General features: G+C 67.6%; 10 protein-coding genes. 4 read left to right on the forward strand and 6 right to left on the reverse strand.

Annotated features, from left to right (window positions below; genetic code table 11):
* Window positions 1–271 (reverse strand): hypothetical protein (locus QH276_RS18800; RefSeq protein ID WP_280406830.1); only part of this gene is annotated, 271 nt, incomplete at its 3' end.
* On the opposite strand from QH276_RS18800, the gene QH276_RS18805 reads away from it, so the two are divergent.
* Together QH276_RS18805 and QH276_RS18810 are read left to right on the forward strand one after the other, a co-directional pair.
* Complete coding sequence (locus QH276_RS18805) at window positions 249–833, forward strand: GGDEF domain-containing protein (protein ID WP_280406831.1); 585 nt, start codon at window positions 249–251, stop codon at window positions 831–833. The two genes, QH276_RS18800 and QH276_RS18805, sit on opposite strands and share 23 nt — an antisense overlap.
* Window positions 834–960: 127 nt before the next feature.
* Complete coding sequence (locus QH276_RS18810; RefSeq protein WP_432278683.1) at window positions 961–3,291, forward strand: HelD family protein; 2,331 nt, start codon at window positions 961–963, stop codon at window positions 3,289–3,291.
* Between the two features lie 245 nt (window positions 3,292–3,536).
* Here QH276_RS18810 and QH276_RS18815 read toward each other — a convergent pair whose 3' ends face one another.
* The 3 genes from QH276_RS18815 to QH276_RS18825 form a co-directional block, all read right to left on the reverse strand.
* Window positions 3,537–3,989 carry a universal stress protein gene (locus tag QH276_RS18815; protein ID WP_280400522.1) on the reverse strand — a complete coding sequence of 151 codons (453 nt, stop codon included), beginning with the start codon at window positions 3,987–3,989 and terminating at the stop codon, window positions 3,537–3,539.
* A 327-nt stretch (window positions 3,990–4,316) separates the two neighbouring features.
* Window positions 4,317–4,724, reverse strand: coding sequence for a DoxX family protein (locus QH276_RS18820; protein WP_280400523.1), 408 nt, complete (start codon window positions 4,722–4,724; stop codon window positions 4,317–4,319).
* A gap of 60 nt (window positions 4,725–4,784) precedes the next feature.
* The gene (locus QH276_RS18825) at window positions 4,785–5,666 is read right to left on the reverse strand and encodes a DUF6597 domain-containing transcriptional factor (protein WP_280400524.1); all 882 of its coding nucleotides are present in this window, start codon (window positions 5,664–5,666) and stop codon (window positions 4,785–4,787) included.
* A 68-nt stretch (window positions 5,667–5,734) separates the two neighbouring features.
* On the opposite strand from QH276_RS18825, the gene QH276_RS18830 reads away from it, so the two are divergent.
* Complete coding sequence (locus tag QH276_RS18830; RefSeq protein WP_280400525.1) at window positions 5,735–6,205, forward strand: VOC family protein; 471 nt, start codon at window positions 5,735–5,737, stop codon at window positions 6,203–6,205.
* A 29-nt stretch (window positions 6,206–6,234) separates the two neighbouring features.
* Here QH276_RS18830 and uvrB read toward each other — a convergent pair whose 3' ends face one another.
* A complete protein-coding gene (gene uvrB / locus QH276_RS18835) occupies window positions 6,235–8,427 on the reverse strand; it encodes an excinuclease ABC subunit UvrB (protein ID WP_280400526.1) in 2,193 nt (730 codons plus the stop codon).
* A gap of 122 nt (window positions 8,428–8,549) precedes the next feature.
* Between uvrB and QH276_RS18840 the strand changes: the two genes are divergently transcribed.
* Window positions 8,550–9,074: a DUF402 domain-containing protein gene (locus QH276_RS18840; protein WP_280400527.1), complete on the forward strand. Its 525-nt coding sequence runs from the start codon at window positions 8,550–8,552 to the stop codon at window positions 9,072–9,074.
* Window positions 9,075–9,101: 27 nt separating this feature from the next.
* Here QH276_RS18840 and coaE read toward each other — a convergent pair whose 3' ends face one another.
* Window positions 9,102–10,298 carry a dephospho-CoA kinase gene (gene coaE, locus QH276_RS18845; RefSeq protein WP_280400528.1) on the reverse strand — a complete coding sequence of 399 codons (1,197 nt, stop codon included), beginning with the start codon at window positions 10,296–10,298 and terminating at the stop codon, window positions 9,102–9,104.
* Window positions 10,299–10,867 lie beyond the last annotated feature (569 nt).

Below are 10,867 nucleotides of genomic sequence, written 5' to 3' on the forward strand. Positions count from 1 at the left end.
CTTGATGAGTACGGTCGTCGCGAGACCAGAGCACGAGACCTTGGTGGGCGGCGGATCGTGCGTCGCTCGGATACAGCGGATTCACTGCGTCAGCGGTCCACCGGAATGAGCTCCGAGCGTCGATCTCGTCCGCGACCGGCGAGACGGTCACCGGCTTCGTCTTCGCGATCGGCCGGCCCGACGGCCGGCGCCGCTGGCTGAGCGTATCGAGCCGGCTGCTGAACCCGGAGGAACCCGGCGCGGCCGCGGTGTGCTCGTTCAGCGATATCACCGAGTACCTGGCGAGCCGCCGGCAACTCGAATACCAGGCCACGCACGATCCGCTGACCGGACTGGCCAACCGTTCGCTGATCCTCTCCCAGTTGTCGGGGGCGCTCGCCGCCAGCGGCGCGCGCCGCCGGGTGTCCACGGTGATGTTCATCGATCTGGACCGTTTCAAATCGATCAACGACACGATGGGCCACGCCATCGGCGATACCGTGCTGCGAATCGTGGCACACCGGCTGCAGCGCGCACTACGCGCCGAAGACCTGGTGGGTCGGCTCGGCGGCGACGAATTCCTGGTCCTGCTGGCCGGGCGCCCCGACGACGAGGACCTCGCACCGCTGGTGCAGCGGCTGCGGATGGCGATGGCCGAACCGATCGTGGCCCGCGGCCACCGGATCGCGGTCAACGCCTCCATCGGGGTCACCACGCTCGAACCCGGCGATACCCGCACCCCGGAAGCAGTGCTGCACGATGCCGATATCGCCATGTACGAGGCCAAACCCGCGGTGCAGCGGGATCCGACGCGCGGCCGCGGCCTACGCGGCGACAACAGCAACGTCTCCTGAGCACGGCGGCGGGACCTGCGGAAACGTCATGCGACCGGCGCCCGCAGTAGACTCGACAACTCTGTGCACGGCACAGCGCACGTTTTTCGCCGAGCTTGTCCCGCCGTGGGTGAGAAGGAGCCAGAACTTGCCCGACAACCGCACCCAGGAACGCTCCACCACCCTGGACTCCACCGATTCGCCGCCGGACGCGGCGAACCGCGACATCGATCAGGAGCAGGCGTACCTGTCGGTGCTGTACGACCGGCTGGACGGTATGCGCGCCTACGCCGAGCAGCGGCTGCGCACCGTGCTGCTGGAAACCGGGGGCACGCCGCAGGCGCGTACCGAACGCGAGTCGTTCACCCAGCTCTACACCGAGGACCTGGCCAAGTACGATGCCGCCGAACACGGCCTGTGCTTCGGCCGGATCGACCTCACCGACGGCGACGACGGCCCGGAACAGCGCTATATCGGCCGCCTCGGCATCCTCGACGAGGACAACGACTACGACACCCTGCTCCTGGACTGGCGGGCCCCGCTGGCCCGGCCGTTCTACCTGGCCACCACCGCGGCACCGGACGGGGTGGCCCGGCGGCGGCATATCCGCTCCCGCAACCGGCGGGTGACGGCGGTCAACGACGAATACCTCGATCTCGACGCCGCCCGCCGCGCCGGGGTCACCGCGTCCGACGGCGGGGTCGGCAGCGAGAGCGCCCTGCTCGCCGCCCTGAACGCCGCCCGGACCGGGCATATGTCCGACATCGTCGAAACCATCCAGAGCGAACAGGATGCGATCATCCGCTCCGAGCACAAGAGTGTGCTGGTGGTGCAGGGCGGGCCGGGTACCGGCAAGACCGCGGTCGCGTTGCACCGGGCCGCGTACCTGCTCTATACCTACCGCCAGCAGCTGGCCAAGAGTGGTGTGCTGATCGTCGGCCCCAACGCGACCTTCCTGGACTACATCGGCCAGGTTCTGCCCTCCCTCGGCGAAACAGGGGTGCTGCTGTCCACCATCGGCGACCTCTATCCGGGCGTGAAGGCAACCCTGCCGGAATCACTGCGCGCCGCCGAACTGAAGGGGTCGCTCCAGGTTCTGGAGATCCTGAAGAACGCGGTGCGGGACCGGCAGGAGGTGCCGCGTGAACCCATCACGCTGAGCTTCGACGGCTACCCGGTGACGCTGGACCGCAAGATCGTGACCCGCGCCCGCGGCCGCGCCCGGTCCTCGCGCCGCCCGCACAACTTGGCGCGGCCGATCTTCGTCTCGATGGTGATCGAAGCCCTCACCGACCAGCTGGCGCAGACCATGGGCGCCGACCCGCTCGGCGGCGGGCGCAGCCTGCTGAGCGCCGCCGACCTCAGCGAGATCAGCGACGAGCTGCGCGCCGACCCCACCGTCACCCGGGTGCTCGCCGAGCTGTGGCCACTGCTGACCCCGCAGCAAGTGCTGGGCGATCTGCTCACCGATGCCGGGCGTCTCGACCGGGCCGCCGGGAAGATCCTCGAGCCCGCCGACCGCGCCGAACTCCTGCGCGCGAACTCGGGTGAGTTCAGCGCGGCCGACGCACCCCTGCTCGACGAACTGGCCGAACTGCTCGGCACCGACGACGCGGAGGAACGCGAACGCGCCCGCCGCCGCTGGCGCGCCCAGCTCGCCGAGGCCCAGGACGCCCTGGACATCCTGACCGGTTCGGCTCCGCAGGACCTCGAGGACGAACTCGATCCGGAAATCCTGATGGCCTACGACCTCATCGACGCGAGCCAGCTCGCCGAACGTCAGCAGGTCCGCAACCGGCAGACCACCGCCGAACGCGCCGCCGGCGACCGCAACTGGACCTACGGGCACGTGATCGTGGACGAAGCGCAGGAGCTATCGGAGATGGCGTGGCGCATGGTGATGCGCCGGATCCCGAACCGGTGGGTCACCGTGGTGGGCGATATCGCGCAGACCGGTGCCCCGGCGGGCGCCGACTCGTGGTCGCAGATGCTGGAACCGTATGTGGCCAAACGCTGGAAGCGGACCGAACTGACCGTCAACTACCGCACCCCGGCCGAGATCATGGCGGTCGCGGCGGATGTGCTGGCCGCCATCGACCCCACCGCGCAGGTCCCGCGGTCGGTGCGGGAAACGGGCCATATCCCGCGGGCGCACCGGGTGACCGCCGGCCGGATCGCGCCGGAGCTCGCACGATTACTCGCCGACGAGCACGGACCGGGAACCGCCGCGGTGCTGGCCCCGGCGGAGCTGGTCGGCGAACTCGCCGATCTGGCCACCGAATCGGTCCGGGTGCTGACGGTGACCGAGGCCAAAGGCCTGGAATTCGACGCGGTGTATCTGGTGGAACCGAGCGCGGTGATCGCGGGCTCGCCACGCGGCCGCAACGATCTGTACGTCGCCCTCACCCGCGCGACCCAGCGACTCGCGGTGGTCCACACCACCGACCTGCCACCCGAACTCCAGCGGTTGGCCGGCTGAAACCACTCCCCGGGGCACGCGACCCGGCAACGCATCGAACCCGGCGCCGGCCGCCCGGCAGCTGAAGCGCTCAACGCCGGTACCCGGCCGCGGACCGAGCCCGGTAGCGCCTACCCAGTGACCGGAGCGCTGAACCCAGGACATGGAGCACTTGCGGCCCGCGCACCGAACCGGCAGTCGGCACGCACAACGCCCCATCCGGGAAGGTTCCGGATGGGGCGAAGTCGTTCTTGCTGTGACCGGCCTCAGCGCACGGTGTGCACGATCAGCACATCGGACTTGGATTTGCGCGCCACATCCGAGGGCACCGAACCCAGCAGGCGGCCGGCCAGGGTGTTCAGCCCGCGGTTCCCGACCACGAGCAGATCCGCCTGGGTTTCCTTCACCAGATCCAGCAGGGATTCGACCGGCTCGCCGACGATCGCCTTCTCGACGATCTCCTTCGCGCCCGCCGCCACGGCCCGATCCCGCGCGGTACGCAGGATCTCGTTGGTGGGCGCCGAACCGCGAACCTGGTACGCCTCGTCCTTGAGCAGATCGCTCGCGGCGGCGACGTCACGGTCGTCGGTCGGGTAGTAGGCGCAGGCCACGATCAGGGTCGAGCCCGCGGCTCCGGCCAGTGCGGCGGCCTTGTCCACGGCGACGTACGACGAGTCCGAGCCGTCGGTACCGACGACAATGGTCCGGTAGGCGGTCATTCTCTCCTCCAACTGTGCGGGGTATAAACGCGGCTGCGGCCGGACGCTTCCGGAATACCGGGCAACGGCGCAGCGACTGCGTAGACCATAGCCGTAACCGGGGCCCGATCAACCGGATTCGTTCCACATCACAGTGCGCCGTAACAGCACCAGTGTTTCACATTTGTCACCACGACCGGCGACGGCCTTGCCTACCTGGCGATTCCCGCTCGCACGCGGGTAAACCTGTGACGGGTCACAAGAAGCCCCAACACTGTTGCCGCCGTGGGATTTTCCTCACAACGACGGCAGCCGATGCCGACCACGCGGTATTTCCCGGCGCCGCGGCTAGAACAGTGGACCGGTAATCGTGAGACCCAAATCCTCGTTGCGGGCGAAAAAACCGAACATCATCACGAGAGCGCCCGCCAAGGCGAGATCCTTGTTGAACTGAATGGTCTCCGCCTGCGTCGCCTCCGGATCGGTTTCCTTCCAGAAACTGTGCATCATGATCATGGTCGGCACGATCATCACCAGCAGCAGCAAGGCGCCGAGATCGGCCCATATCCCCAGGAGGATGCTGATACTGCCGAGCAACATGAGCGCCCCCGACGCGCGGACCGCCATCTCCGGCATGGGGACGCCCTTGGACTGCGCGTAGCCGGCCATGGCCTTGGTCTGGGTGAAATGCCCCAGCGCCGAGCTCAGGAACAGAATGACGAACATCACCCGGCCGATCAATATCACGACATCCATGTGCAGCTCCTTGATCTGTCGCCGACGAGTAAGCGCTTACCTATCGAGCCCGGTATTCGATTATGAGGCAGGCAGCACCTTGGCGGTCACCTCATCGCGCGAGCGTAACGAATTCTTGGCGTATTCCAGCGGCGCCATTCCGACCTCCGCGGTGAACTCGCGAGTGAAATGCGCCTGATCGAAATATCCGAGCTCCGCGGCCAGCGCCGCGAGATCGGCAACGCGGCCGCGGGCGAGCAGATCCGCGCCGTCCTGGAGCCGGTACCGGCGCAGCACCCATTTCGGGCCCGCACCGATATAGCGCCGGAACAGCCGCTGCACGGTCCGCATCGAGACACCGAACCGTTCGGTGACCTGATCCACCCGGGTGAGTTCCGGATCCCCGGCCATGGCCGCGGCAATGCGCAGGACGAGCCGGTAGTTGGGGTCGTCGCCGCCGCGGGGCCGGGTAACAAGATAGTCCTCTACCCGCCGGCGCCGGCCGGTATCCGCGGGTTCGGCCAGTACCCGCTCGGCGAGGTCACCGATATCGGGCAGCACCTCGGCGGCGGGCACGGCCCGATCCCGCAACGCCCCGACATCGAGACCCGTGAACGCGCCGAACCCGCCCGGCCGGAACCGCACCCCGAATGTTTCCCCGGATCCGGCGAGCTCCCGCACGTATTTCCGGGTACACACGCCGTTGACGAAGGCTCCGGACCGGTCACCGTCGCGTTCGAAGGTGAGGTGGACGCACGGAAACGGCAGCACCTCGGCGCAGTACGGCGCTCGACCCCGCAGATCCCACCGCACGGCCCAGTACCACTCGACGCAATCGGCCACACCGGGCCCCGGAGGTAACCGGTTCAAGGAGCGATACCGCTCCTGCTCGTGCGGATGCAGTATCGCCTTGCGGTCACCGGCCGGGGGCACTCCGCTCACCGCGGCTCCCGAATCGTCCACGACCGGAGCCTGCGGGCCTGTCGCTTTCTTACAAGAATCCGGCGGCACGGCCGAGCAGACTCGAATCCATGAGCGAAACAGTGAATCCGATTCCCGAGGGCTACCACTCGATCACCGTGTTCATCGCCGTATCCGACGGCAACGCCGCGATCGACTTCTACCGCACGGTGTTCGACGCCGAGGTGCTCTCCCGCAACGACAATCCCGACGGGCAGCCCGCCCATGCCGAACTGAAGATCGGTGATTCGACGATCCAGCTCGGCCTCCCCTTTCCGGAGCAGAACGTCCTCGCGCCCACCGGCGAGTGGGTGCACACCTCGCTGGTCCACTACTGCCCGGATGTCGATGCCGTGATCGCCCGCGCCCGCGAGAACGGGGCCAAGGTCGCCGAGGACCCGGCCACGTTCGTCACCGGCGACCGTTACGGCGCCCTGCTCGACCCGTTCGGCCACCGCTGGGTGGTGATGACCCGGGTCGAGGACGTCTCCCGTGAGGAGGCCGAACGGCGGGTCGACGAATGGATGGCGACCCAGGGCTGATCGCCCGCGCGACGGGACGGCGGGGCCGGTCATTTCAGGCCGGCCGCGTCCATCCCGCGCAGTTCCTTCTTCAGGTCGGCGATCTCGTCGCGGAGCCGGCCCGCGAGCTCGAACTGCAGTTCGCGGGCCGCGTTCATCATCTGATCGGTGAGCTCGGACACCAGATCGGCGAGTTCGGCGCGCGGCATCGACTTGATATCGCGACCCTCCACGATGCCCGCGCTCACCGCCCGCCCCGGTTCGCCCTGCGCCCGCCGGCCGCGGCTGGCATTCCGCCCGGAACCACCCACCGCGACCTCGTCTTCGGCCTCCGAATAGACCTGGTCGAGGATATCGGCGATCTTCTTGCGCAGCGGCTGCGGATCGATGCCCATTTCCTTGTTGTAGGCGATCTGCTTGGCCCGCCGGCGTTCGGTTTCGTCGATGGCGTCGCGCATCGAATCGGTGATCTTGTCCGCATACATATGCACCTCGCCCGACACATTGCGGGCGGCGCGGCCGATGGTCTGGATCAAGCTCTTGGTGCTGCGCAGGAAACCTTCCTTGTCCGCGTCCAGGATCGCCACCAGCGAGACCTCGGGCAGGTCCAGGCCCTCGCGCAACAGGTTGATACCGACGAGCACGTCGTATTCGCCGAGACGCAGCTGCCGCAGCAACTCCACCCGGCGCAGAGTATCGATCTCGGAATGCAGATAGCGCACCCGCAGCCCGAGGCCGAGCAGGTAATCGGTGAGATCCTCGGCCATCTTCTTGGTGAGCGTGGTGACCAGCACCCGTTCGTCGCGTTCGACCCGCAGCCGCACCTCGTGCACCAGATCGTCGATCTGGCCCTTGGTGGGTTTCACCACCACCTGCGGATCCACCAGACCGGTCGGGCGGATGACCTGTTCCACCACCTCGCCGCCGGTGCGGCCGAGTTCGTAATCACCCGGGGTGGCCGAGAGGTAGACCGCCTGCCCGATCCGCTCGGCGAATTCCTCCCAGGTGAGCGGGCGGTTGTCCACCGCGGACGGCAGCCGGAAACCGTATTCGACGAGGTTGCGTTTGCGCGACATATCGCCCTCGTACATACCGCCGATCTGCGGCACCGTCACATGGGATTCGTCGATCACCAGCAGGAAATCGTCCGGGAAATAGTCCAGCAGGGTCGCGGGCGCCGATCCCGCGGGCCGCCCATCGATATGCCGCGAATAATTCTCGATGCCCGAGCAGAAACCGACCTGCCGGATCATCTCCAGGTCGTATTGGGTACGCATCCGCAACCGCTGCGCCTCGAGCAGTTTGCCCTTGCCTTCCAGTTCGGCCAGGCGTTCGGCGAGTTCGGCCTCGATATCGGTGACCGCCCGGGCCATCCGTTCCGGACCGGCCACATAGTGGGTGGCCGGGAAGATCCGCACCGTATCGACCTTGCGCACCACATCCCCGGTGAGCGGATGCAGATAATAGAGTTCCTCGATCTCGTCACCGAAGAATTCGATACGCACCGCCAATTCCTCGTAGGAGGGAATGATCTCGACGGTATCGCCGCGGACCCGGAACGAACCCCGGGTGAAGGACATATCGTTCCGCGTGTACTGGACATCCACCAGCATGCGCAGAAACGCATCCCGGTCGACCTCCGCGCCCACCTCCAGCAGCACCGACCGATCCAGATACGACTGCGGGGTGCCCAGGCCGTAGATACACGACACCGAGGCGACCACCACCACATCGCGCCGGGACAGCAGTGCCGAGGTGGCCGAATGGCGCAGCCGCTCGACATCGTCGTTGATCGAGCTGTCCTTCTCGATGTAGGTATCGGTCTGCGCGATATACGCCTCGGGCTGGTAGTAGTCGTAGTACGAGACGAAATACTCCACCGCGTTGTGCGGCAGCATCTCGCGCAGTTCGTTGGCCAGCTGCGCCGCCAGGGTTTTGTTCGGGGCCATCACCAGCGTGGGCCGCTGGAGCCGTTCGATGAGCCAGGCCGTGGTCGCCGATTTACCGGTACCGGTGGCGCCCAGCAGCACCACATCGGGTTCACCCGCGGTGATCCGGCGCTCCAGCTCGTCGATCGCGGCCGGCTGATCACCGGCCGGTTGATACGGACTGACGACCTGGAACCGCCCGCCGGTCCGCTCGATCTCCCCGACCGGGCGGAACTCCGATTTCGCCAGTGGAGTCTGCCCGTCGGCCTCGGTCCCGGAGACGCCGGCCGCACGGAGTTCGGTTGCGAATGCCATACCCCAAGACTAAGCCCGCCCACCGACACGAACCCGGCGTCCACCGCACCGGCCGCCCGGCGGCGGGCCCACTGCTCACCGAGCCGGGCACGGAGCCGCGCACCTGGGTAGATTCAGCAGCTGTGACCAAGGCAGCCAGTGTGCATGTCCACCGGCCGAAGGTGGAGTACTTCGATATCGCGGAACTGACCAATACCGACCCGAAGGGCTTCGTCCGCGAGGTCGAGCGCTACCGCCTGGAGCCCTGGGGCCTGTACATGGCCCGTACCGCCGACCACCCCCAGTTCCACTATCTCGAATCCTGGCTGCTGCCGGAACTGGGACTGCGTGCGACGGTATTCCATTTCCGTCCCGCCCATCTGCGCGATCAGGATTACTACCTCGATATCGGCGAATTCGGCGAATTCGAGCCGAAACGCTGGCGGTCGGTCGACCATTACCTGGACCTGGTCGTCCGGACCGGCCGGGAAACCCAGTTGCTCGACGTCGATGAACTCCTCGCCGCCCACACGGCCGGACTGATCGACGCGGCCGCGGCCGAACAGGCCGTGGCCACCGCCACCCGCGCCATCGACGGTATCGCCGCCCACGGCCACGATTTCCTGGCCTGGACCGCCTCCTTGAACATGCCCCTCACCTGGTTGTGAGCGGCCGCACCGGCCGGCCCGTAGGGCTTACTGGGCGGCACCCCGTTCCGGACGCGCCGCGTGCCAGTCGAGGACCCGCGGCGACATTCCGGACAGCCAGGACTGCCGGACCGCGTCGAACGCGGCCCAGGCGCCGGCTCCGGCGACCGCCTCGGCTTCCTTCGCCGCCCCACGGACCACGTCGGCGTACTCGACGCGGGCCTGCTCCTCCGCCCGCAACCAGTCGCGGAACGCCAGGGCAACTTCTCCAGCCGGATCGCCGGCCACACGTACGTGCACGACGGCAGGACGACCCGGGTCTGCGTTGCCGTGCACGCGTTGCTGCATATCGGCGGCGCCAGGTTCCGGCGCGCCGGCCTGATCCGCAAGCGGCGGGAACCCCGCCCCGGCCAAGGCGTCGCGGATACCATCGGAAGCGGCTCGATCGGTGACCGTGACCTGTAGTTCCAGCACATCCGGTGCAAGTAGCCCGGGGACCGCGGTAGCACCGATATGGTCGACCTGCACGGCAGCCGCACCCGCGGCCACCCGCAACCGCGCGATCAGCCGCTGCGCCTGCGCTGCCCACTCCGGTCGGGCTTCCACGAGGCCGAACTCCGGCCTCACCGCGATACCGGCGCGCATATTCGCTTCGAACGGCACCAGCCGCTGCTCCCACAGCCGCGCGACCTCGGCCTCCACCGCACCGGCGGGCCCGTTGTTGTCCAGCAGCACATCGGCGGCCGCATACCGCTGTTCGTCGGTGGCCTGCGCCGCGATCCGGGCACGCGCATCGTCCTCGGCGACACCTCGGAATTCCACCAGCCGCCGCAGCCGGGTCTCGGTGGCGGCGTCCACGACCAGCACCAGGTTCACGAACGGCGCCATATTGTTCTCGACCAGCAGCGGCACATCCTGCACCACAATGGCATCCGGCGCCGCGGCAGCGAGCAGTTCGGCGGTGCGCTGACCGACCAGCGGATGGGTGATGGAGTTCAGGGTCGCGCGGGATTCGTCGTCGCGGAATGCCTTGGCGGCCAGCGCGGGCCGGTCGAGACTCCCGTCGGCGGCGAGGATATCGGCGCCGAACGCCTCGACGAGTGCGGCCAGTCCGGGAGTTCCGGGCGCCACCACTTCCCGGGCGATCAGGTCGGAATCGATGATCACCGCCCCGTGTTCGGCGAGTGCCCGCGCGACGGTCGATTTACCCGCGCCCATACCTCCGGTGAGGCCGATTCGTAGCATTGGCTCAGTTTCGCATCCGGCGCACCACGGCGCGCCACGAGGTCAGCGCGCGGCACGCTCCACGACACGCCGGGCGACCGCCTGATCCGGGAAATGTCGGGAGCACAAGTTTTCCTCCGATAACCTTCGCCTGCGTGCAACACCGACCGGAATTGCCTTTTTCCGATAGCACTTGTTTACGACAAGCGAAGGAAAGAGTATGCGCACCAGGAATTACCGCACAGGCCGCCATCGGCTGGGTTCGGCGGGCCGAGTGCATTGCATTCTGATTCCGGCCGTAGCGAAATATCTGCGCACACACCGGCGTTCATGGTTCGCCGTTTTTACGGTTCCGGCGCAACACAGTATTTCCGCCAAACGCCGCCGCCCCGTCGTACCCCGGGTCCGTGTGCGCTGGATTCCGGCCCCCGCCGGCTGACGGCCCTTATCCCGAATACGGCCCGGCATATGTGCCGGGCCGTCACCGTTTGCGGGGAAGGATTAAAGCCCGAGTTAGCGGGCCGAAGCGAGCATCAAGGCGGGGGAGAGTTTTGGCGGGTCGGGGGGTTGGGGGCCCCGAAGGGCCTACA

This window comes from Nocardia carnea, assembly GCF_029869215.1.
Lineage (GTDB): Bacteria > Actinomycetota > Actinomycetes > Mycobacteriales > Mycobacteriaceae > Nocardia > Nocardia carnea_B.